Source organism: Nocardioides marmorisolisilvae (genome assembly GCF_003725775.1).
Taxonomy (GTDB): Bacteria; Actinomycetota; Actinomycetes; order Propionibacteriales; family Nocardioidaceae; genus Marmoricola; species Marmoricola marmorisolisilvae.
Window position 1 is genome coordinate 1,086,638 of the sequence record NZ_RJSG01000002.1, and the last position, 23,542, is coordinate 1,110,179.

General features: G+C 69.1%; 19 protein-coding genes. 18 read left to right on the plus strand and 1 reads right to left on the minus strand.

All coding sequences use genetic code 11. The features are described 5' to 3' along the window. Positions 1-18 precede the first annotated feature (18 nt). On the plus strand, positions 19-2,391 hold the full coding sequence (locus EFL95_RS09255; RefSeq protein WP_123233706.1) for a RelA/SpoT family protein: 2,373 nt from the start codon (positions 19-21) through the stop codon (positions 2,389-2,391). Between the two features lie 4 nt (positions 2,392-2,395). On the opposite strand, the gene EFL95_RS09260 is transcribed toward EFL95_RS09255, so the two are convergent. Beyond that, positions 2,396-3,637 (minus strand): DUF349 domain-containing protein, encoded by a 1,242-nt coding sequence (locus tag EFL95_RS09260; protein ID WP_246004872.1) that lies wholly within the window; start codon positions 3,635-3,637, stop codon positions 2,396-2,398. Positions 3,638-3,761: 124 nt separating this feature from the next. Between EFL95_RS09260 and EFL95_RS09265 the strand changes: the two genes are divergently transcribed. From EFL95_RS09265 to aroC, 17 genes are all read left to right on the plus strand, one after another. After that, positions 3,762-4,496 carry an MBL fold metallo-hydrolase gene (locus tag EFL95_RS09265; protein ID WP_123233707.1) on the plus strand — a complete coding sequence of 245 codons (735 nt, stop codon included), beginning with the start codon at positions 3,762-3,764 and terminating at the stop codon, positions 4,494-4,496. Further along, positions 4,496-5,872 carry a histidine--tRNA ligase gene (gene hisS / locus EFL95_RS09270; RefSeq protein ID WP_123233708.1) on the plus strand — a complete coding sequence of 459 codons (1,377 nt, stop codon included), beginning with the start codon at positions 4,496-4,498 and terminating at the stop codon, positions 5,870-5,872. Before EFL95_RS09265 ends, hisS begins: the two co-directional genes overlap by 1 nt. Beyond that, entirely contained in the window at positions 5,869-7,635 is a 1,767-nt protein-coding gene (gene aspS / locus EFL95_RS09275; RefSeq protein ID WP_123233709.1) for an aspartate--tRNA ligase, read from the plus strand. Before hisS ends, aspS begins: the two co-directional genes overlap by 4 nt. A 165-nt stretch (positions 7,636-7,800) precedes the next feature. Next, positions 7,801-8,826, plus strand: a complete 1,026-nt coding sequence (locus EFL95_RS09280; RefSeq protein ID WP_123234886.1) for an ABC transporter permease — start codon at positions 7,801-7,803, stop codon at positions 8,824-8,826. 105 nt (positions 8,827-8,931) lie between these two features. Continuing rightward, on the plus strand, positions 8,932-10,644 hold the full coding sequence (locus EFL95_RS09285) for an ABC transporter substrate-binding protein (protein ID WP_123233710.1): 1,713 nt from the start codon (positions 8,932-8,934) through the stop codon (positions 10,642-10,644). A gap of 172 nt (positions 10,645-10,816) precedes the next feature. Beyond that, complete coding sequence (locus tag EFL95_RS09290) at positions 10,817-11,830, plus strand: ABC transporter permease (protein ID WP_123233711.1); 1,014 nt, start codon at positions 10,817-10,819, stop codon at positions 11,828-11,830. Positions 11,831-11,843: 13 nt separating this feature from the next. Further along, positions 11,844-12,911: an ABC transporter ATP-binding protein gene (locus EFL95_RS09295; RefSeq protein ID WP_123233712.1), complete on the plus strand. Its 1,068-nt coding sequence runs from the start codon at positions 11,844-11,846 to the stop codon at positions 12,909-12,911. 122 nt (positions 12,912-13,033) lie between these two features. Then, on the plus strand, positions 13,034-14,104 hold the full coding sequence (locus EFL95_RS09300; RefSeq protein WP_123234887.1) for an ABC transporter ATP-binding protein: 1,071 nt from the start codon (positions 13,034-13,036) through the stop codon (positions 14,102-14,104). A 66-nt stretch (positions 14,105-14,170) separates the two neighbouring features. Further along, positions 14,171-15,529: a replication-associated recombination protein A gene (locus tag EFL95_RS09305; RefSeq protein WP_221176356.1), complete on the plus strand. Its 1,359-nt coding sequence runs from the start codon at positions 14,171-14,173 to the stop codon at positions 15,527-15,529. Positions 15,530-15,540: 11 nt separating this feature from the next. Next, the gene (locus EFL95_RS09310; protein WP_123233713.1) at positions 15,541-16,035 is read left to right on the plus strand and encodes a hypothetical protein; all 495 of its coding nucleotides are present in this window, start codon (positions 15,541-15,543) and stop codon (positions 16,033-16,035) included. After that, positions 16,032-16,364, plus strand: a complete 333-nt coding sequence (locus EFL95_RS09315) for a DUF6167 family protein (RefSeq protein ID WP_123233714.1) — start codon at positions 16,032-16,034, stop codon at positions 16,362-16,364. The genes EFL95_RS09310 and EFL95_RS09315 overlap by 4 nt, the downstream gene beginning before the upstream one ends. Then, positions 16,364-19,042, plus strand: a complete 2,679-nt coding sequence (alaS, locus tag EFL95_RS09320; protein WP_123233715.1) for an alanine--tRNA ligase — start codon at positions 16,364-16,366, stop codon at positions 19,040-19,042. Before EFL95_RS09315 ends, alaS begins: the two co-directional genes overlap by 1 nt. A gap of 1 nt (position 19,043) precedes the next feature. Next, positions 19,044-19,541 carry a Holliday junction resolvase RuvX gene (ruvX, locus tag EFL95_RS09325; RefSeq protein WP_123233716.1) on the plus strand — a complete coding sequence of 166 codons (498 nt, stop codon included), beginning with the start codon at positions 19,044-19,046 and terminating at the stop codon, positions 19,539-19,541. Beyond that, positions 19,538-20,704: an endolytic transglycosylase MltG gene (gene mltG / locus EFL95_RS09330; protein WP_123233717.1), complete on the plus strand. Its 1,167-nt coding sequence runs from the start codon at positions 19,538-19,540 to the stop codon at positions 20,702-20,704. Before ruvX ends, mltG begins: the two co-directional genes overlap by 4 nt. A gap of 2 nt (positions 20,705-20,706) precedes the next feature. Then, positions 20,707-21,537 carry a shikimate dehydrogenase gene (locus EFL95_RS09335; protein ID WP_246004875.1) on the plus strand — a complete coding sequence of 277 codons (831 nt, stop codon included), beginning with the start codon at positions 20,707-20,709 and terminating at the stop codon, positions 21,535-21,537. Continuing rightward, complete coding sequence (locus EFL95_RS09340; protein ID WP_123233718.1) at positions 21,534-22,313, plus strand: prepilin peptidase; 780 nt, start codon at positions 21,534-21,536, stop codon at positions 22,311-22,313. The genes EFL95_RS09335 and EFL95_RS09340 overlap by 4 nt, the downstream gene beginning before the upstream one ends. Positions 22,314-22,356: 43 nt before the next feature. Further along, positions 22,357-23,535, plus strand: coding sequence for a chorismate synthase (gene aroC, locus EFL95_RS09345; protein WP_123233719.1), 1,179 nt, complete (start codon positions 22,357-22,359; stop codon positions 23,533-23,535). The last annotated feature ends 7 nt before the right edge of the window (positions 23,536-23,542 follow it).

The window sequence follows — 23,542 nt, forward strand, 5'->3', positions numbered from 1 at the left end:
CGCCCGTAGACTTGGTTCATGGCGGAGGATCCGGTCGTAGCTGACGCAGTCTCGACTGCGCCTGCGCCCGCGCCCGTCTCAGCACCTGCGCCGGTGGTGCCCCGCGAGGACGGCCCCTCGCCGAGCGGCAACGCAGTGGTCGGCGGAGGACGCGGCGTACGGGCGCGTCTGGCCCGGATCGGCACCAGCAAGCAGGTCGGAAACCCCGAGCTGGAGCCGCTGTTCCGTGCGGTGAAGGCGAACCACCCGAAGGCCGATCTGGGCCTGCTCGAGCGCGCGTACGCGACCGCCGAGTTCCACCACCGCGGCCAGATGCGCAAGAGCGGTGACCCGTACATCACCCACCCGCTCGCGGTGACCACGATCCTGGCCGACATCGGTATGACCGAGCCGACGCTGGTCGCCTCGCTGCTGCACGACACCGTCGAGGACACGGCGTACACGCTGGAGCAGCTGGAGAAGGACTTCGGCGAGGAGGTCGCCCTCCTGGTCGACGGCGTGACCAAGCTCGACAAGGTCAAGTACGGCGACTCGGCGCAGTCCGAGACGATCCGCAAGATGATCGTGGCGATGAGCCGGGACATCCGGGTGCTCGTCATCAAGCTCGCCGACCGGCTGCACAACATGCGCACGCTGCGCTACGTGAAGGCCGAGACCCAGGAGCGGAAGTCCCGCGAGACCCTCGAGATCTTCGCCCCGCTCGCGCACCGGCTCGGCATGAACACGATCAAGTGGGAGCTCGAGGACCTCGCGTTCGCCACGCTGCACCCGAAGATCTACGACGAGATCGTCCGGATGGTCGCCGAGCGCTCGCCGTCGCGCGACCAGTTCATGCGCCAGGTGATCGGTGTCGTCGAGGCCGACCTGAAGACCGCCAAGATCAAGGCGAAGGTCACCGGCCGGCCGAAGCACTACTACTCGATCTACCAGAAGATGATCCACGGCGGCCGCGAGTTCACCGACATCTACGACCTCGTCGGCATCCGGATCCTGGTGGAGAGCGACCCGGACTGCTACGGCGTCCTCGGGGTGCTGCACAACCGCTGGAACCCGATCCCCGGCCGGTTCAAGGACTTCGTGGCGATGCCGAAGTTCAACATGTACCAGTCGCTGCACACCACGGTGATCGGCCCGTCCGGCAAGGCCGTGGAGATGCAGATCCGTACCTTCTCGATGCACCGCCGCGCCGAGTACGGCGTGGCGGCGCACTGGAAGTACAAGGAGGACACCCGCAACGGGGTCGACACCGACAAGTCGCTGGCCGAGACCGCGTCGGGGGACATGCCCTGGGTGCGCCAGCTGCTCGACTGGCAGAACGAGGTCGAGGACCCGGGCGAGTTCCTGGAGTCCCTGCGCTTCGAGATCAACGCCGCCGAGGTCTACGTCTTCACCCCGCGCGGCGACGTGATCGGGCTCCCGACCGGCTCGACGCCGGTCGACTTCGCCTATGCCGTGCACACCGAGGTCGGCCACCACACCATCGGCGCCCGGGTGAACGGCCGCCTGGTGCCGCTGGAGTCCAAGCTCGACCACGGTGACGTCGTCGAGGTCTTCACCTCCAAGTCGCCGAACGCCGGCCCGAGCCGCGACTGGCTCGGCTTCGTGAAGTCGCCGCGCGCCCGCAGCAAGATCCGGCACTGGTTCACCAAGGAGCGCCGCGAGGAGGCGATCGAGCAGGGCAAGGACCAGATCGCCCGGCTGATGCGCAAGGAGGGCGTCTCCCTCAAGCGGGTGATGACCCACGAGTCGCTGACGCAGGTCGCGAACGAGTTCCGCCTGGCCGACGTCTCCGCCCTGTACGCCGCGGTCGGCGAGGGCAACCTCGGCGCCCAGGCCGTCGTGCGCAAGGTCATCGAGATCTTCGGCGGGGCCGAGGGCGCGGCCGAGGACCTGGCCGAGACCGTCACCATCACGCGTCCGCGCCGGCCCCAGAAGAGCACCGGCGACTCGGGCGTCATCGTGAAGGGCGCCAGCGACGTGCTGGTGAAGCTGGCGAAGTGTTGCACCCCGGTGCCGGGCGACGACATCCTCGGCTTCGTGACCCGCGGCGCCGGTGTCTCGGTGCACCGCAAGGACTGCACCAACGCCGCCGACCTGCTGGGACAGCCGGAGCGGCTGATCGACGTCGAGTGGGCGCCGACCTCGACGTCCACGTTCCTGGTGCAGATCATGGTCGAGGCTCTGGACCGGGCCCGGCTGCTCTCCGACATCACGCTGGTGCTCTCGGACCAGCACGTGAACATCCTGTCGGCGTCGCTGAACACCAGCCGCGACCGGATTGCGAAGAGCAAGTTCACCTTCGAGATGGGCGACCCCAAGCACCTGGGTGCAGTGCTGAAGGCGGTGCGGTCGATCGACGGGGTGTTCGACGCCTACCGCGTCACCCACTGACCGATCAGCTGAACTCGGAAGCGGTCTGCTTCGCCATCTCCAGGAACGCCTTGCGCGACTCGAGGTTGTCCTCGAGGTCCTTGACCTTCTTGGCGTCGCCGGCGCTGCGGGCCTTCTCGAGGTCGGCCTCGATCTTGGCGATCGCGTCCTGGAGCTGCCCGACCATGCCGTCGGCGCGCGCCGACTTCTCCGGGTCGGACTTCTTCCACTGGGCGTCCTCGAGCGCGCGGATCTCCTGCTCGACCTTACGGATGCGGGCCTCGAGGGACTTGATCTGGTCGCGCGGCACCTTGCCGGCGGCGTCCCAGCGCTCGGAGATGTCCCGGAACGCCTTCTTGGCCGCCGACAGGTCGGTGACCGGCAGCAGCGCCTCGGCCTCGACCAGGATCGTCTTCTTGACCTCGGCGTTGGCGGCGAACTCCTGGTCCAGCTCGGCGTTGGCGGCGTCGCGGGCGCCGAAGAACTGGTCCTGCGCTCCGCGGAAGCGCTTCCAGAGCGCGTCGTCGACGTCCTTGGGCGCCGGACCGGCCGCCTTCCACTCCGACATCAGGCTGCGGTACTTCGCTGCGGTGCCTCCCCAGTCGGTGGACCCGGCGAGCGCCTCGGCCTCCTTGACCAGGCGCTCCTTGGCCACCCGCGCGCTGTCGCGCTGCTCGGAGACGACGGCGAAGTGCGCCTTGCGCGCGCGGGTGTAGCTGGTGCGGGCTCCGGAGAACCGGTGCCAGAGCTCGTCGTCCGCAGCCTTCTCCAGGCGCGGCAGCTCCTTCCACTCCGCGAGCAGGTCGCGCAGCCGGTTCGCGCCGTTGCGCCAGTCGGTGCCGGCGGCGATCTTCTCGGCCTCGGTGACGATCGCGTTCTTGCGCTCCCGCGACTCCTCGACCTTCTGGGCGCGCTCCTCGCGGCGCTTCTCGCGCTGCATGCCGATGATCGGCTTGAGGGCGTTGAGGCGGGCTGTCAGACCGGTGAAGTCACCGACGGCGTTGGGCACCTCGAGCTGGTCCGCGACCTTCTTGATCGAGGTGGTGGCCTCGTCGGGGGACATCGCACCGGTGCGCACCCGCTGCTCGAGCAGGTGCACCTCGAACTCGAGGCCCTCGAACCTCCGGGTGTAGAAAGCCAGTGCTTCTTCCGGCGTACCCTCCGGGTACTGCCCGACGACCTTCTCCTCGTCGCCGATGCGGACGTACACGGTCCCGTCTGCCTCGACGCGACCGAAGCCGGCGCCTTCGTTGCCCTGCGCGGTCACTGTGACCCCTCCGTTGGCCTGTGGAGCATCAGTTGCGGGGTTCATCGTACGCATGACGGCCGTCGGCGGTGCTGCCAGTAGGCTTGGGCCCGTTGTCCACCACCCCTGAGCAGGAGATTCGTCAGTGCTGATCGCAGGCTTCCCGGCCGGGCCGTGGGGCACCAACTGCTACGTGGTGGCGACCGGTGCGGGCGCGGAGTGCGTCGTGATCGACCCCGGCAAGGACGCGGCCGAGGGTGTCGACGCGGTGATCCGCGAGCACAACCTGAAGCCGGTCTCGGTGCTGGTGACCCACGGGCACGTCGACCACATGTGGTGCGTCGCCCCGGTGGCCGGCACCTACGACGCGACGGCGTACATCCACCCCAGCGACCGGCACCTGCTGGCGAACCCGATGGCGGGGATGTCAGCCGAGACCACCGCGATGCTGCTCGGCGGCAAGTACGAGTTCGCGGAGCCGGACAAGGTCGAGGAGATCGTCGACGGCCAGACCCTCGAGCTCGCCGGCCTGGAGTTCCTCGTCGACCACACCCCGGGCCACACGCCCGGCTCGATCATCTTCCGCACCCCCTATGGCGACCAGGACCCTTCGACAGGCTCAGGACAAGGCATCGCCGAGGTGATGTTCTCCGGCGACCTGCTGTTCGCCGGGTCGATCGGGCGTACCGACCTGCCCGGGGGCGACCACGGCGCGATGCTGCAGAGCCTGCGCGACAAGGTGCTGCCGCTGGCCGACAACATCGCGGTGCTGCCCGGCCACGGCGAGCAGACCTCGATCGGCCAGGAGCGGATGAGCAACCCGTTCCTGCTCGACCTCATCGACGACGGTCCCCTCGGCCAGGTCACCAGGGGACTGTGATGGCCAAGCCCACACCGCTCAGCGGGTTCCCCGAATTCCTGCCGGCCCAGCGCTACGTCGAGACGACGGTGCTGGACACGCTGGCGACCGTCTTCGAGCTGCACGGGTTCGCGAACATCGAGACCCGTGCGGTCGAGCCGATGGACCAGCTGCTGCGCAAGGGGGACACCTCCAAGGAGGTCTACGTCCTGCGCCGGCTCCAGGAGGAGGACGGCGGCAAGGACAAGGGCCTCGGACTGCACTTCGACCTCACCGTGCCGTTCGCCCGCTACGTCCTGGAGAACGCCGGCAAGCTCGAGTTCCCGTTCCGGCGCTACCAGATCCAGAAGGTCTGGCGCGGCGAACGTCCCCAGGACGGCCGCTACCGCGAGTTCGCCCAGGCCGACATCGACATCGTCGGGGCGGGCGAGCTTCCCGTTCACCACGACCTGGAGATCGCCCGGGTGATGCTGGACGCGCTCGGACGCATCGCGCACCCCGACGTGCTCGGTCTGCCGGGCTTCCGCCTCCAGGTCAACAACCGCAAGCTGATCCAGGGCTTCTACGCGGGTCTCGGTATCGACGACCTCGACGAGACCATGCGGCTCATCGACAAGCTCGACAAGCTGCCCGCGGACGCCGTGCGCACCCAGCTCGTCGAGTCCGGCCTCTCGGAGGAGCAGGCCGACCGCTGCCTGGAGCTCGCCACCATCTGCACCCCGGACACGTCCTTCGTGGACAAGGTCCGCGGCCTCGGCGTGGAGCACCCGCTCCTCGACGAGGGGCTGGCCGAGCTGGCCGACGTGGTCGCCGGGTGCGCGGCGCTGGTGACCGACCGGGTGCGCATCGAGGCCGACCTCAAGATCGCGCGCGGGCTGGACTACTACACCGGCACCGTCTTCGAGACCCGCCTGGACGGGCACGAGTCGCTCGGCTCGATCTGCTCCGGCGGCCGCTACGACTCCCTGGCCAGCGACGGCCGGACGACGTACCCCGGCGTCGGCATCTCGCTCGGCGTGAGCCGGCTGCTCGTCCCGCTGCTCAACCGCGGCGAGCTCGTCGCGGACCGCAGCGTGCCGAGCGTGGTCCTGGTCGCGCTCACCGACGAGGCCGGCCGGGCCGACAGCGACACGCTGGCGACCCAGCTGCGCAGCAGCGGCGTCCCGTGCGAGGTCGCGCCCTCTCCGCAGAAGTTCGGCAAGCAAATCCGCTACGCCGAGCGCCGCGGCATCCCGTACGTTCTCTTCTCCACCGAGGACGGTCCCCAGATCAAGGACATCCGCAGCGGTGAGCAGGTCGCGGTCGACCCGGCGACCTGGACGCCGCCGCCTGCAGACCTGAAGCCCCGCATCACGGTTTCGACCAGCACAACCAACCAGATGGAGACAGAGAAGTGATCCGCACCCACGACGCCGGCGCCCTGCGCGCCGAGCACGTCGGCCAGACCGTGACCCTCGCAGGCTGGGTGGCCAGCCGACGCGATCACGGCGGGGTGACGTTCATCGATCTCCGCGAGGCCAGCGGCGTGGTGCAGGTCGTCATCCGCGACGACGAGGTGGCGCACAAGCTGCGCAACGAGTACTGCCTCAAGATCACCGGTGAGGTCGTCCGGCGCGAGGAGCGCAACGTCAACCCGAACCTGCCCACGGGTGAGGTCGAGGTCGTCGCCGCCGACGTGGTCATCCTCAGCGAGGCGGCTCCGCTCCCGTTCCCGATCGACGAGCACGTCGAGGTCGGCGAGGAGGCGCGCCTGCGCCACCGCTACCTGGACCTGCGCCGCCCGGCCCCGGCGGCCGCGCTGCGTCTGCGCAGCGAGGTCAACAAGGCAGCGCGCGACGTGCTGGCCGCCCGGAACTTCGTCGAGATCGAGACCCCGACGCTGACCCGGTCGACCCCGGAGGGCGCGCGCGACTTCCTGGTCCCTGCACGTCTGCAGCCGGGCAGCTGGTACGCGCTGCCGCAGAGCCCGCAGCTGTTCAAGCAGCTGCTGATGGTGGCGGGCATGGAGCGCTACTACCAGATCGCACGCTGCTACCGGGACGAGGACTTCCGCGCCGACCGGCAGCCGGAGTTCACCCAGCTCGACGTCGAGATGAGCTTCGTGGACCAGGACGACGTGCTCGCCCTGATGGAAGAAGTGCTCGCCGCGATGTGGGCGCTGATCGGCCACGAGATCCCGCGACCGATCCCGCGGATGACCTACGCCGACGCCATGTCGCGCTTCGGTTCCGACAAGCCAGACCTGCGGATGGGTCTCGAGCTCGTCGAGTGCACCGAGTACTTCCGCGACACCACGTTCCGCGTCTTCCGGGCGCCGTACGTCGGTGCTGTTCTCATGCCCGGCGGCGCGAGCCAGCCCCGCAAGCAGCTGGACGCGTGGCAGGAGTTCGCCAAGCAGCGCGGGGCCAAGGGCCTGGCCTACGTGCTCTTCAACGAGGACGGCACGCTCGGCGGTCCGGTCGCCAAGAACCTGTCCGAGGCCGAGCAGGCCGGTCTGGCCGCGCACGTGGGAGCGAGCGCGGGGGACTGCGTGTTCTTCGCGGCCGGCCCGGTGAAGTCGAGCCGAGCCCTGCTCGGTGCTGCCCGGCTGGAGATCGGACGACGCGCGGGCATGCTCGACGACTCGGTGTTCGCCTTCACCTGGGTCGTCGACGCCCCCCTGTTCGAGCCGAGCTCGGAGGCCGTCGCCAGTGGTGACGTCGCGGTCGGCGCTGGTGCCTGGACCGCCGTGCACCACGCGTTCACGAGCCCGAAGCCGGAGTTCCTCGACACCTTCGACACCGACCCGGGCAGCGCCCTGGCCTACGCCTACGACATCGTCTGCAACGGCAACGAGCTCGGCGGCGGGTCGATCCGTATCCACCGCGGTGACATCCAGAAGCGCGTCTTCGGCGTCATGGGCCTGTCCGCGGACGAGGCGCAGGAGAAGTTCGGGTTCCTGCTCGACGCCTTCCAGTACGGCGCGCCGCCGCACGGCGGCATCGCCGTGGGCATGGACCGCATCTGCGCCCTGCTCGCAGGCACCGACTCGATCCGCGACGTGATCGCGTTTCCGAAGAGCGGCGGCGGGTACGACCCGCTGACGGCTGCACCGGCCCCGATCACGGCGGCGCAGCGCAAGGAAGCGGGCGTCGACGCGAAGGCCGAACCCGCTTCCTAGGGAGTTCTGCGCCACGCGTGGAAAGGTGACGGAAGACGGTTCCCACCGTGTCCATATCGTTACCGCCACGTGACCGTGGATGCGCTGTGCGTCACATAGAGTCGCCGACGGATGCGGGCGATCCTCGCACCGGCAGCGGTGTCCACGGGAAAGATTGAGGTCAACATGTCTCTTTCGGCGTCAGATCTGTCGAGTCACGAAGCACAGCACGACGCTGACTCGCTGGAGCCGGTAGGGACCAGCGGTATTGCAGGCCTCTCTCCGACCAAGTTGGCGCTGCGTCGGTTCCGACGCGACAAGCTGTCGATGATCTCGTTCTCGATCGTCGTGCTCTACGTCGTCGCCGCCATCGCGGCCCCGCTGCTGGTCAAGCTCAAGGTCCTGAAGCCGAACACGCCGCACTCCGACCTTCTCGATGTCAACCAGGGCGGTATCCCGCTCGGCAAGTTCGGTGGAATCACCTGGCACCACCCGCTCGGGATCGAGCCGGGCCTCGGGCGTGACGTGCTCAGCCGGCTGTGGCTCGGCATCACCTACTCGCTCGGTATCGCGCTCTCGGCGACGATCCTGGCCGTTCTGATCGGCACCGTTCTCGGCATCGTCTCCGGCTTCGTCGGCGGCATCGTCGACTCCGTCGTCGGTCGGATCATCGACCTGACGCTGTCGTTCCCGCAGACCCTGATGCTGCTGGCCCTCTCCGGGACCATGGTCGGCTTCCTCGGCGGCACTCTGCACATCCCGAAGGGGGAGAACGGCAACACGGTCCAGGCCGTCTACGTGATCCTCGTGCTCGCGCTGTTCGGTTGGCCGCCGATTGCCCGACTCGTACGCGGCCAGGTGCTCTCGATCCGCGAACGTGAGTTCATCGAGGCCGCGCGGGCCTTGGGCGCCTCGAAGTGGCGGATCTACTTCAAGGAGATCGTGCCGAACCTGTGGGCGCCCCTGCTCGTCTACTTCACCCTGACGATGCCGGCCTACGTCTCGGCCGAGGCCGCGCTGGCCTACCTCCAGGTGAGCGTCAAGCCGCCGACGCCGACCCTCGGCAACGTGCTGACCGACTCGATCGCCTACTCGGTCTCCGACTTCGAGTTCTTCTTCTTCCCGGCGGCGCTCATCGCGATCATCGTCGTCAGCTTCAACCTGCTCGGTGACGGTCTGCGCGATGCGCTCGACCCGAAGAGCACCAACTAGCACCACCCAATTGCCAGTTCACAACTAAATGGCCCACGAGTTTCGGCAGCAAACCGCTGCCGGAAGTGTCCGCCGGACCCGGCGCGTCACAGAGAAGGAGATCTAATGGCTAGCTATCGAAAGCCGATCGCCGCAATTGCGGCAGCGGCTGTCGTCTCGGTAACGCTCGTCGCGTGCGGAAGCAGCTCCGACGGTGGGAAGGGGAAGACGACTGACGCCAAGGGCGGCACCCTCTACTACCTGACCAAGCGCCCGGCCGAGCACCTCGACCCGCAGCGGATGTACATCGGCCGCGACCTGGCTGACATGAACCGTCTGGTCTACCGCCAGCTGGTCAGCTTCCCGGTCACGACCGACAAGGCTGCTGCCGTCGTCCCGCAGGCGGACCTCGCCACCGACACCGGCACGTCGTCGAACGACGGCAAGACCTGGAAGTTCACGATCAAGGACGACGTGAAGTGGCAGGACGGCAAGGCCATCACGTGTGAGGACTTCAAGTACGGCGCCTCGCGCACCTTCGCGACCGACGTCATCATCGGTGGCCCGAACTACATCCTGGGCTTCCTCGACGTCCCGAAGGGCAAGGACGGTCTCCCGCTCTACGACGGTCCGTACAAGAACGACAACGCTGCTGACTTCGACAAGGCGATCACCTGCGACGGCAACACGATCACCTACAACTTCAGCAAGCCGTTCCCGGACTTCCCGCTCGCGATCGCGTCGCTGAACTCCTTCGGTCCGTACCGCAAGGACCAGGACCAGGGCGACAAGTCCAACTACGCCGTGTTCTCGAACGGTCCTTACAAGCTCGAGGGCACCTGGGACGTCGCCAAGGGCGGCACCTTCGTGCGCAACCCCGAGTGGAGCGACGACAACATCCGCAAGGCGCTGCCGGACAAGATCGTGTTCGAGCAGGGTCTGACGAACGAGATCATCGCGGACCGTCTCATCGCTGACGTCGGTCAGGACAAGACCGCGATCACCGACCGCGCCATCCCGCCGGCCTACTACACCCAGATCACGGGTGCGGTTGCCGACCGGGCGACGCTGACGGAGTCGCCGTTCGTGGACTACGTGCTGCCGAACTTCAACAAGATGAAGAACCCGAAGGTTCGTGAGGCGCTGAAGCTCTCGACCAACATCAACGGCTGGATCACTGCCGGTGGTGGCGACAAGGCCTACAAGCCGGCCCAGTCGATCGTGAACCCGGCGCTGGTCGGTTACAAGCCCAACCCGAACTTCTCGATGCTCCCGGCCGGTGACCTCGCCGCCGCGAAGCAGGCGCTGAAGGACTCGGGCGAGAAGCTCCCGTACCCGATCAAGTTCACCTACTCGGGTGGCACGCCGACCAGCGACAAGCAGGCGGCGGCGCTGAAGGATGGTTGGGACGCGGCCGGCTTCAAGGTCACCCTCAACCCGCTGACCGACACGTACTACGACATCGTCCAGGACCCGACTGCGGACTTCGACGTGACGTGGGGCGGTTGGGGTGCTGACTGGCCGTCGATCGCCACGGTGATTCCGCCGCTGTTCGACAGCCGGATCAACCTGACCGCGAAGTCGAACGGTCAGGACTACGGCAACTACAAGAGCGACACCGTCAACAGCATGATCGACGAGGCCGCTCAGATGGGTGACGTGAACGACCAGGCCGCGAAGTACGCGGAGATCGACGACCAGCTGGGCAAGGACGTTGCCTACATCCCGCTGGAGATCACTCTGTTCTACTTCCTGCACGGTTCGGACGTTGCGAACTACATCAGTAGCCCGGCATCGAACGGCTACCCGGAGCTGGGTGGAATCGGCGTCAAGCAGTAGTAGCTGATCCATCCCGTCCGACACGTGAGTCGGGTGGTCCGCCACGAGCGGGCCACCCGACATGCCGGGGCGGGGGCCCGTGCCCCCGCTCCGGACACGTGAGCCACAACGTCCGGCCCGAGCCGGACTCCGTTCAAGCGAGGGCTGATCCGGCCCTCGGAGGTGGTTGCCCGTGTTCGCCTACATCGTTCGTCGCACCATTTCGGGACTCGTCCTCCTGGTCGTGATGACTCTCGTGACAATGATGTTGTTCTTCTCCGGCCCGCTTCACCCCGAGCGCCACGCCTGCGGCAAGATCTGCTCGCCGGCCCAGATCGCGGTGACGAAGAAGGCCTTCGGCTACGACAAGCCCGTCCTGGTCCAGTGGGGCCAGTTCATGCAGGGCATCGTCAAGGGCCGCAACTTCCCTGAGGACAAGAAGCTCGAGAAGGATCACCCCGAGCTCGTCGTCCACTGCACCGCGCCGTGCCTGGGGTACTCCAAGTACTTCACCCAGAACGTGACGACGCTCATCAAGACCTCGTTCCCGATATCCCTCTCGCTGGCCATCGTGGCCTTCATCCTCTGGATCACCGGCGGCGTCCTCTTCGGGGTGATAGCCGCCTTGAGAAAGGGAACGATCATCGACCGCGGGATCGTCGGCATCTCGCTGATCTTCTACGCCTTCCCGACGTTCTTCATCGGGCTCTTCCTCTACAAGTTCGTCTCGATCAAGTGGCAGCTGGTCCCGACACCCGAGTACATACCGTTCTCCCAGAACCCGTGGAGCTGGCTCACCGGCCTGATCCTCCCGGCGCTCACGCTGGCGCTGTTCTTCATGGCGGGCTACGTGCGTATGACGCGCGCGTTCGTGCTCGAGTCGATGTCCGAGGACTACATCCGTACCGCCAAGGCGAAGGGTCTGCCTGCGCGCCGGATCCTCACCAAGCACACGATGCGAGCGGCCTTCACGCCGCTGGTCACGATGGCCGGTCTCGACCTGGCCGGCCTGCTCGGCGGCGCGATCATCACCGAGACGGTGTTCAACTTCAACGGGCTCGGGGGTCTCGCGGTCGCTGCTGCGACGAACAACGACCTGCCCATCCTGGTCGGACTGGTGATCGTGCTGGCGTCCTTCGTGATCCTGGCCAACATCATCGTCGACGTGCTCTACGCAGTGATCGACCCGCGGGTGCGGGTCGGCTGAGGGGAACTGAGGAATGACCACCACCACGAACGCGGACGTCCTGCTGTCCGTACGCGACCTGAAGGTCCACTTCCCGACGATGGACGGCATCGTGAAGGCGACCGACGGACTCAGCTTCGACCTGGCGAAGGGCACCACCCTCGGCATCGTCGGCGAGTCGGGCTCGGGCAAGTCGGTCTCGAGCTCGGCGATCCTCGGACTGCACCGCGGCACGAACGCGATCGTCAGCGGCGAGATCCTGCTCGACGGCGAGGACCTGCTCCAGCTCAACGACGAGCAGATGCGCCGTCGTCGCGGCCAGGACGTCGCGATGATCTTCCAGGACCCGCTCTCGGCGATGCACCCGTACTACACGGTCGGCAACCAGATCGGTGAGGCCTACCTGGTGCACAACGACGTCAGCAAGAAGGCGGCGCGCACCCGTTCGATCGAGATGCTCGATCGCGTCGGCATCCCGCAGCCGGACCGCCGTGTCGACGACTACCCGCACCAGTTCTCGGGCGGCATGCGCCAGCGCGCGATGATCGCGATGGCACTGATGAACGACCCGGGCCTGCTGATCGCCGACGAGCCGACCACCGCGCTCGACGTGACCGTTCAGGCGCAGATCCTCGACCTGCTCCAGGACCTGCAGCGCGAGTTCAACTCGGCGATCATCATCATCACCCACGACCTGGGCGTGGTGGCCGAGATGGCAGACGACGTGCTGGTGATGTACGCCGGCCGGGCCGTCGAGTACGGCCCGTGCAAGGAGATCCTCACGCACCCGGAGATGCCCTACACCTGGGGACTGCTCTCCAGCGTGCCGGACGTCCAGGGCGACACCGACGCCCGGCTGATCCCGATCCCGGGCAGTCCGCCCAGCCTGCTCAGCCCGCCCAAGGGCTGCGCGTTCCACCCGCGCTGCGTGCACCGCGACAAGGTGCCCGGCGACCTGTGCTTCACCGAGCTTCCCGACCTGACCCCGGCGCGCAGCGGCGGCAGTCACGTGAAGCGCTGCCACCTGCCCAACCCGGACGAGGTCTACCGCGTCGAGGTGCTGCCCGAGATCGCTCCCGACCTGGTGGAGGAGACCCCGTGACCGACATCAACCTGACGCCGGCCTCCGAAGACATCCCCGACGTCCCCGAGGTGGTCGTCGGCGCTCCGCCGCCGCAGCTGGACCCGTCGGCCAAGCCGATCCTCGAGGTCGACGACCTGAAGATGTACTTCCCGGTGAAGTCCGGCGGCATCATCAACCGCACGGTCGGCCACGTGCAGGCCGTCGACGGGGTCTCGTTCCAGGTGCCCGAGGGCAGCTCCCTCGGTCTGGTGGGCGAGTCCGGGTGTGGCAAGTCGACGACCGGACGACTGATCACCCGGCTGTACGACCCGACCGGTGGTTCGATCAAGTTCGACGGCAAGGAGATCGCGAACATCTCCCAGCGGCAGATGCTGCCGATGCGCCGCGACATCCAGATGATCTTCCAGGACCCGGCGACGTCACTGAACCCGCGGCACTCGGTCGGCGCGATCATCAGCGCTCCGCTGAAGATCCACAACGTGCTGCCGGACAACAAGATCAAGGCCCGGGTCGAGGAGCTCCTCGAGATCGTCGGCCTGAACCCGGAGCACTACAACCGCTACCCGCACGAGTTCTCCGGCGGCCAGCGCCAGCGCATCGGCATCGCCCGCGCGCTGACCCTGCAGCCGAAGCTGCTCGTCGCGGACGAGCCGGTCTCAGCACTCGACGTGTCGATCCAGGCGCAGGTGATCAACCTGCTCCAGGACCTGCAGCGCGAGTTCAACATCGCGTTCCTGTTCATCGCCCACGACCTCGCGATCGTCCGGCACTTCTGCCCCGAGATCGCGGTGATGTACCTGGGCAAGATCGTCGAGATCGCGGACCGGGAGACGCTCTACGGGCGGCCGCACCACCCGTACACCCAGGCGCTGCTCTCCGCCGTCCCGGACGTGAAGCAGGCCCAGATCGGCGGTCGGCGCGAGCGGATCCGGCTCAAGGGCGACGTCCCGAGCCCGATCAACCCGCCCTCGGGGTGCCGGTTCCGCACCCGGTGCCAGTTCGCCCAGGAGATCTGCTCCCGGGTCGAGCCGCCGCTGCTGCAGATCGGTCCGCGTCACAAGGTGGCCTGCCACTTCGCCGGCGAGCTCGGTGCGCACCCGGCCGAGCCGATCCCGCAGAGCGCGAACGGCGGCGAGGGTGCTCCGGCCAACCAGCCGGGGTTCGAGGACCACTGGCTGAACCTGTCGACCGGACAGACGGCTAGCGCCTGAGCCCTTCGAGACGGTTGCTGCGCAACCCCTCAGGACTTCGGCTTCGCCTCAGCCTAGGCTGGCTCCGTGGACGACGAAGGGCTGTTCGAGGCTGCGCCACCGCCCGCTCCGGCGGGCGGCGGCACCCTCGCGGGCAACGTGCACGCCTCAGCGCCGCTGGCCGTCCGGATGCGCCCGCGCACCCTGGACGAGCTGGTCGGTCAGCAGCACCTGCTGGCGGCCGGCTCGCCGCTGCGGCGACTGATCGAGGGTGACCAGCCGATGTCCTTGCTCCTGTGGGGGCCGCCGGGCACCGGCAAGACCACGATCGCCGCGATCGTCTCGGGCCAGACCAACCGGGTCTTCGTCGAGGTGTCGGCGGTGGCAGCCGGCGTCAAGGAGGTTCGTGCCGCCATCGACGGCGCTCGTGCTCGGCTGGCGGCCACCGGGCAGGAGACGGTGCTGTTCGTCGACGAGGTCCACCGGTTCACCAAGGCGCAGCAGGACGCGTTGCTGCCCGGGGTGGAGAACCGCTGGGTGACCCTGATCGCGGCGACCACCGAGAATCCGCACTTCTCAGTGATCTCGCCGTTGCTGTCCCGCTCGCTGCTGCTCACCCTGGAACCGTTGACCGATGACGACGTCCGCGACGTCCTGCGCGCGGCCATCGCCGACGAGCGCGGCCTGGACGGCGCCGTGAAGGTCAGCGAGGACGCCTTCGATCACCTGGTCAGGCTCGCCGGGGGAGACGCCCGGCGTTCCCTGACCTACCTGGAGGCCGCCGCCGGAGCAGCCCAGGCGCAAGGTCTCGCCGAGGTGGACCTCGGAACGGCAGAGACGGCGGTCGACAAGGCCGCGGTGCGCTACGACCGCGACGGCGACCAGCACTACGACGTGATCAGCGCGTTCATCAAGTCGATCCGCGGGTCGGACGTCGACGCGGCGCTGCACTACCTGGCCCGGATGATCGAGGCAGGGGAGGACCCGCGGTTCATCGCGCGGCGGCTGGTGGTCTCGGCGAGCGAGGACATCGGCCTGGCGCACCCGGCCGCCCTGACCACCGCGGTCGCCGCGGCGCAGGCGGTGCAGCTGATCGGCATGCCCGAGGCGCGGATCAACCTGGCGCAGGCGGTGATCGAGCTGTCGCTGGCGCCGAAGTCGAACGCGGTGATCAAGGCGGTGGACGCGGCTATCGCGGACGTGCGCTCAGGCAGGATCGGCGCGGTTCCGCCCCACCTGCGCGACGCCCACTACCCGGGCTCGAAGGCGCTGGGTCACGGTGTCGGGTACGTGTACGCGCACGACGAGCCCTACGGGATCGCCGAGCAGCAGTACGCCCCGGACGTCGTCCTCGACGCCGAGTACTACCAACCGACCGCGCTCGGGGCCGAAGCCGGGTTCCGCGAGCGTTGGGAGCGGATTCGGCGGATGATCCGCGGCAGGTAGGGTCAACCCCCATGGGAACGGTGATCCTGGCTGCCGTGGGCGGCGCTCTCGTGGCGCTGCTCGGAGTCGGGCTGGTCACCGTCGTCCGCAGGCGCAGCCGGACCCGGGCTGATCTCGAAGCGATGCTCGCCGCCGCCCAGCACGAGGCCGACGACCTGCGGGCGCGACTCGAGGAGCTGACCGCCCTGGTGACCGTCGCCCCGGAGGGTGAGGAACCGGCGTACCTGATCACCGACGTCGGGGTGGTCCGCGCTCCGGCAGTCCCCGAGGACCAGATCCAGGTCCCGGACCGGCTCGTGCTCTCCGCCACGATGGGGGAGCCGCTGGTCAAGGTGGCTGCGCTCGGCCACGGCCTGCGTCGCGCGCTCTCGCCGGAGTCGCGCAACCGGATCTGGTTCGAGATGCGGCGCGAGGTGCGCGCCGCCCGCAAGCGGCGCCGCCAGCTGCTCAAGCAGTACCAGCGCGACATCCGTGCGGCGGAGCGCGCCCAGGAGGGTCTGGCGTGAGGCGCGGTTTCTGGTTCGTGGCCGGTGCCGGCGCCGGCGTCTACGTGATGATCCGCGCCCGGCGCGCGGCCGAGGCCTTCACCCCCGACGGCGTCCGCGACCGACTGGCCGGACTCCAGGTCGGGGCGCACCTGTTCCTCGACGAGGTCCGCACCGGGATGGACGAGCGCGAAACCGAGTTGCGCGAGCGATTTGCCCTCCTGGAACGGCACAGCGTGCTTGATGGTCCTCTCGAACTGACCGCGAGCACCACCGACGAATCACCGCTGCACCCCTACGATCTCCCCGGGACGCACCCCGGCACCCCTGCGCTGGAAGGCAAGCACTGATGGACCCCGTTGGAACGTCGGCCGACATCCGCCGTCGCTTCGTCGAGCACTTCGAGGCCGCCGGCCACACCGCCGTGCCCTCGGCACCGCTGCTGGTCGACGACCCCAACCTGCTGTTCGTCAACGCCGGCATGGTGCAGTTCAAGCCGTACTTCCTCGGCCAGGAGACGCCGCCGTACACCCGTGCGGTGAGCATCCAGAAGTGCGTGCGGACGCCCGACATCGAAGACGTCGGCAAGACCACCCGGCACGGCACCTTCTTCGAGATGTGCGGCAACTTCTCCTTCGGCGACTACTTCAAGGCCGGAGCCATCGACCTGGCCTGGGAGTTGGTCACCAAGCCGATCGCCGACGGCGGTTTCGGGCTGGAGGAGTCCAAGCTGTACCCGAGCGTCTACGAGGAGGACCCCGAGGCGGTCGACCTGTGGCGCAAGGCCACCGGTCTGCCCGACGACCGGATCATCCGGCTCGGGAAGAAGGAGAACTACTGGTCGATGGGCGTCCCGGGTCCGGGCGGCCCGTGCTCGGAGATCCTCTACGACCGCGGGTCGGCGTACGGGGCAGACGGCGACTTCAACGCCGAGGACCGCTACCTGGAGATCTGGAACCTGGTCTTCATGCAGGACGAGCTCTCCGCGGTGCGCAGCAAGGAGGACTTCGACATCGCGGGGTCCCTGCCGAAGCAGAACATCGACACCGGCATGGGTCTGGAGCGGGTGGCCTTCCTGCTCCAGGACAAGCAGAACATGTACGAGATCGACGTGATGTTCCCGGTGATCGAGCGCGCGATGGAGATGACCGGGCGCCGCTACGGTGCCGACCCCGGTGACGACGTCCGGTTCCGGGTCGTCGCCGACCACGTCCGCAGCTCGATGATGCTCATCGGTGACGGCGTCACCCCGGGCAACGAGTCCCGCGGCTACGTGCTGCGGCGCCTGCTGCGCCGCGCGGTGCGCTCGATGCGCCTGCTCGGCTACGAGGACCGCGCCCTGCCGGAGCTGTTCCCGGTCAGCCGCGACCTGATGGCGCAGGGTTACCCGCAGCTCCAGGCCGACTGGGAGCGCATCGCCACCGTCGCCTACGCCGAGGAGGACGCCTTCCGGCAGACCCTCAAGACCGGTACGACGATCTTCGACCTGGCCGCGGACGAGGCGAAGTCGGCCGGGGTCAGCGTGCTCTCCGGCGACCGCGCGTTCGCACTGCACGACACCTACGGCTTCCCGATCGACCTGACCCTGGAGATGGCGGCCGAGAAGGGCCTGGCCGTCGACGAGGACGGCTTCCGCCGGTTGATGGCCGAGCAGCGCGACCGTGCCAAGGCCGATGCGAAGTCCAAGAAGGGCAAGCACGCCGAGACCGGCGCCTACCGCGAGATCGCCGACGAGCTCGGCCGTGCGGTCGAATTCACCGGCTACGAGGAGGTCGTCTCCGAGGGCGCCGTCCGGGGTCTGATCGGCGCCGACGGCTCGGTGATCTCCTCGGCCGGCGAGGGCGCCGAGGTCGAGCTGGTCCTGGACCGGACCCCGTTCTACGCCGAGGGTGGCGGCCAGCTCGCCGACGAGGGCGTCATCGAGCTCGGCAACGGTGCTCGCCTGCAGGTGCTTGACGTGCAGTCGCCGATCACCGGCCTGATCGTGCACCGGGTCAAGGTGCTCGGCGGCGAGGTCGGCCTCGGCACGCCCGCACAGGCGCTGGTCGACATCGAGCGGCGCCGCTCGATCAGCCGCTCGCACACCGCGACGCACATGGTGCACAAGGCATTCCGCGAGGCGCTCGGCGAGACCGCGACCCAGGCGGGCTCGGAGAACGCGCCCGGGCGCTTCCGCTTCGACTTCTCGGCCACCGGCGCCGTGCCGCAGACCGCGATGGAGGACGTCGAGGCCCGGGTCAACGACCTGGTGCTCGCCGACCTGGCCGTGCAGGCCGAGCTGATGTCCCAGGCGGACGCCGTGAAGTCCGGCGCGATGGCGCTGTTCGGCGAGAAGTACGGCGACGTCGTCCGGGTCGTCTCCGTCGGCGACTGGGCCCGCGAGCTCTGCGGTGGCACCCACGTGGAGCGCTCCGGCCACCTCGGCGTGGTCAAGCTGCTCGGCGAGTCCTCGATCGGCTCCGGTGTCCGTCGGGTCGAGGCGCTGGTCGGTTCCGACGCGTACCGGTTCCTGGCGCGCGAGCACGTGATCGTCGCCCAGCTCAGCGAGACCTTGAAAGCGCGGCCGGAGCAGCTGCCCGAGCGCATCGACGACCTGCTCGAGCGACTGCGCAGCGCCGAGAAGGAGATCGAGAAGGTCCGCCTCTCCCAGCTGCTGTCCGCCGCTGGTGACTTCGCCGCGCGCGCGGTCGACCTCGCCGGGGTCTCGTTCGTCGGTGAGATCGTCGAGGGCGCCGGTGGCGGCGAGGCGCGCACGCTCGCGCTGGACGTCCGGGGACGGATGCCGGCCGACCGCCCCGCTGCGGTGCTCGTGATCGGCGTCCAGGACGGCAAGCCGTCCGTGGTCGCCGCGGTCAACGACGCCGGCCGCGCTGCCGGGGTCTCGGCCAACGACCTGGTGCGCGCCGCTGCGACGCTGCTCGGCGGCAAGGGCGGCGGCAAGGACGACGTGGCCCAGGGTGGTGGAACCGACGCCGCCAAGGTCGCCGAGGCCCTCGAGGCCGTCCGCGGAGCGATCTCCGCACGCTGAGATGGGTGATCTCGAACCGGTGAGCGTGCCCGGAGTGCGCCTGGGCATCGATCCGGGGGACGCCCGGATCGGGGTGGCCACCTGCGATCCCTCAGGGATCCTCGCGACACCGGTGGAAACCGTGCCGCGCGCCGACGGCGACCTCGAGCGACTGGCCGACCTGGCCGACGAGCTCGGCGCCGCGCTGCTGTACGTCGGGCTGCCCCGATCGCTGGCCGGGGGCGAGGGACCAGCGGCGGGTAAGGTTCGAGCGTTCGCCCAGGAGCTCGCGGTCCGGGTGGCACCGCGTCCGGTTCACCTGGTCGACGAGCGGATGAGCACGGTCACCGCCGAGGCGGTGCTCCGGGAGCGCGGCAAGAAGGGCAAGAAGCGTCGGGCAGTCGTGGATCAGGCCGCAGCGGTGGTGATCCTGCAGGGGGCGATCGACGCCGAGCGCACGCTCGGCAGGCCGACCGGGGAGCAGGTCCAGGTGACCGGAGAGCGAGAAGAGACGCCGTGAGCGACATCGGAGTGGGCGGTTTCGCGGCCGAGGAGCACGAGCCCGAGCCGGACTCGGTCGCGCTGCCGCGGGCCGGGTCCCGTCGTGCCGAGTCGACCTCGCGCACCCCGCGCGGGTGCATCCCGATGCTGCTGGTGCTGGTGCTGGTCATCGGCGGCGCCTTCCTCGGCGGCGGCTGGGCCGTCGACAAGGTGAAGTCCCTGGTCGGGGTCAGCGCCGACTACGCCGGGCCGGGTTCCGGGTCGGTGGTCGTCCAGGTGCACTCCGGCGACAGCTCGACCGCGATCGCGCAGACGCTCAAGGACGCCGGTGTGGTCAAGAGCGTCGGAGCGTTCACCGACGCGGCACGGGCGGACAGCCGCTCGCGCAGCATCCAGGTCGGCTACTACCAGCTGAAGAAGCAGATGAAGGCCAAGGACGCCCTGGCCGTGCTGATCAACCCCAAGAACCTGGTCCAGGCGCTGGTCGTCGTCCCCGAGGGCTACCGCGTCAAGGAGATCGTCAAGGCGATCGCCAAGAAGACCGACATCACCGCCGCCCAGCTGAACGCGGCCCTGAAGCACCCGGCCGCGCTCGGTCTGCCCGCCTCGGCGGGCGGCAAGGTCGAGGGCTACCTGTTCCCGGCCACGTACTCGGTCGTCCCGGGAGAGACCGCCAGCGAGCTGCTCAAGCAGATGATCGCCAAGACCAAGGAGGTCACCGCGAGCCTCGACCTGGCCGCACGGGCCAAGGCGCTCGGGTACACCCCGGAGCAGATCCTGACGATCGCCAGCATCCTGGAGTACGAGGGAAGCCGCGACCAGGACTACCCGAAGATCGCGCGGGCGATCTACAACCGTCTGGACAAGGGCATGGCGCTGCAGTCGGACGCCACGGTCGCGTACGCGAACAACCTCACCGGCACGGTCTACACGACCGACGCGCAGCGCCAGATCGACTCGCCGTACAACACCTACAAGAACACCGGCCTCCCGCCGGGCCCGATCGGGTCGCCGGGGGAGAAGACCATCGAGGCCGCACTGCACCCGGCCAAGGGGTCCTGGCTGTACTGGGTCGTGGTGAACCTGAAGACCGGCGAGACCCGGTTCGCGGACACCTTCGCCCAGCACCAGGCCAACGTGAACCTCTTCCACCAGTACTGCCAGACCTCGGACGCCTGCTGACGATGGTCGACCCGGTGATGAAGTGCGCGGTGCTCGGTTCCCCGATCGAGCACTCCCTGTCGCCTGTCCTGCACCGGGCGGCGTACGCCGAGCTCGGCCTGCGCTGGACCTACCAGGCGATCGACATCGAGGAGCGCGAGCTGCAGGGTTTCGTCGACGGCCTCGACCGCTCCTGGCGTGGTCTGTCGCTGACGATGCCGCTCAAGCGCACCGTGATGCCGATGCTCGACGTCGTCGACGACTGGGCCCGGCTGTCGGGTGTGGCGAACACCGTCGTCTTCGACGGAGCGATCCGGAAGGGCTACAACACCGACATCCCGGGCGCGATCGCCGCGCTCCGCGAGCGCGTGCCCGGACCGTTCACCAACGCCGTCGTCCTCGGCGGTGGAGCGACCGCGGCCTCGATGCTGCTGGCCCTGGGTGAGCTCGGCTGCGAGAACGCCCGGCTGCTCGTGCGCGAGCCGTCGCGCGCGGTGGAGACCATCGAGGTCGTCGCCCGCGCCGAGAACGGCCCCGAGATCCAGGTCGGCACCCTCGGCGACCCGGTCGGCGCGGTCGACCTCGTCGTCTCCACGATCCCGGCCGCCGCGCAGACGGACTGGCTGGTGCACAGCGCCGACCCGTGCCCGGTGGTCTTCGAGGTCACCTACGACCCGTGGCCGACACCGCTCGCCGCCCGTGCCCTGGTCTCCGGCCGGATCCTGATCAGCGGGCTCGACCTGCTGATCAACCAGGCCGCGCTCCAGGTGAACCTGATGACCACGATGACCGCCCCGACGGCCGCGATGCGTGCTGCCGGCGAGGGCGCCCTGGCGGCACGGTCCCCGCGATGACGTGGGACGCCGAGACGATCCAGGCCGGGATCATCGGGTTGGCCTCGGGTGGCCTCGGCGGCCTGACCGTGCGACCGCTGATCGGACAGCTGCCCGAGCCCGAACCCGAACCCGAGCCTGAGCAGGAGCCGGACAGCGACGACGTGGCGGCCGAGGTGCCGGAGCCTGCCGAGCCGCCGCCCCCCAAGATCCTGTACGCCGACCTGGCCGACGCGCCGGGCCTGACCATCCGAGCGGTGCTGGCAGGGGCGGTCGTCGGTGCCGTCCTCGGTCTGGCGCTCGGCCGGGAGTGGACGCTGCTGCTGGCGCTGCCGCTGATCGGCGTCGGGATCGCCCTGGCCGTGATCGACGCGCGGACCCGCCTGCTGCCGACCCGGCTGGTGCTCCCCGCCACCGGCGTCGCCATCGTGCTCGGGACCGTGGTGGCCATCGCCCAGGACGACCGCCACGCCCTGGTCCGGGCGTTCATCGGGCTGGTCGTCGTCCGCAGCATCTTCTGGGTGCTGTGGTGGTTCCGCTCCTCGGGCATGGGCTTCGGAGACGTCCGGCTGGCCGCGCTGCTCGGCTTCGTGCTCGGCTACCTCGGCTGGTCCGAGGTGGTCATCGGTGTCTACGCCGCGTTCCTGGAGTTCACCGTCCCCGGACTGGTGCTCGCCGCGGTGCTGCGGGACAAGTCCCGGCTCAAGGCGCGGGTCCCGTTCGGACCGTTCCTGCTCGTCGGCGCGGTCACCGGGATCGCCTTCGGTCCGTGGGTCGCGAGCAGTCTCGGCTACTAGGCCACGCGGGAAACCAGGTGCGCCCGCGTGAAAGACTCACGCCATGCTCCGTTGGCTGACCGCGGGGGAGTCCCACGGCCCCTCACTCGCTGCGATCCTCGAAGGCCTGCCTGCGCACGTGCAGGTGACCTCGGACGACATCGCTGACGCGCTCGCGCGTCGGCGGCTCGGCTACGGCCGCGGAGCGCGGATGAAGTTCGAGCAGGACGAGGTGACGATCACCGGCGGTGTCCGGCACGGTCTGTCCCAGGGCGGCCCGGTCGCGATCCAGATCGGCAACACCGAGTGGCCGAAGTGGGAGACCGTGATGTCGGCCGACCCGGTCGACCCGTCCCTGCTGAAGGAGACCGGCCGCAACGCCGCGCTGACCCGTCCGCGCCCGGGGCACGCCGACCTCGCCGGCATGCAGAAGTACGACTTCGGCGAGGCCCGGCCGATCCTCGAGCGCGCCTCCGCCCGCGAGACCGCCGCACGCGTGGCGCTCGGACGGGTGGCCACGAACTTCCTGGAGCAGGTCGGCGGGATCACCGTGCTCTCCCACGTCGTCGAGCTCGGCGGCGTACCGGCTCCGGCAGGGTCGGTCCCGCAGCCCGGCGACACCCCGCGCCTCGACGAGGACCCGGTGCGCTGCCTCGACCCGGACGCCTCGGCCGCCATGGTGGCCCGGATCGACCAGGCGCACGAGGACGGCGACACCCTGGGCGGCGTCGTCGAGGTGGTCGTGCACGGTCTGCCGCCGGGCCTCGGCTCGCACGTGCACTGGGACCGCCGCCTGGACTCCCGCCTCGCCGGCGCGCTGATGGGCATCCAGGCGATCAAGGGCGTCGAGGTCGGCGACGGCTTCGAGCTCGCCGCGACCCCGGGTTCGCTGGCCCACGACGAGATCGTCACCGAGGACGGGCACCTGCGCCGGGTCTCGGGCCGCTCGGGTGGGACCGAGGGCGGCATGTCGACCGGCGAGACCCTGCGGGTGCGTGCGGCGATGAAGCCGATCGCGACCGTTCCGCGGGCCCTGCGCACGGTCGATGTCGCCACCGGTGAGGCAACGGTGGCCCACCACCAGCGTTCCGACGTCTGCGCCGTCCCGGCGGCGGGCATCGTGGCCGAGGCGATGGTCGCCCTCGTGATCGCCGATGCGGTGCTGGAGAAGTTCGGCGGGGACTCGCTCGGCGAGACCAAGCGCAACCTCGAGAGCTACCTGGGCTCGCTGAGGTACTCGTGACCACCGC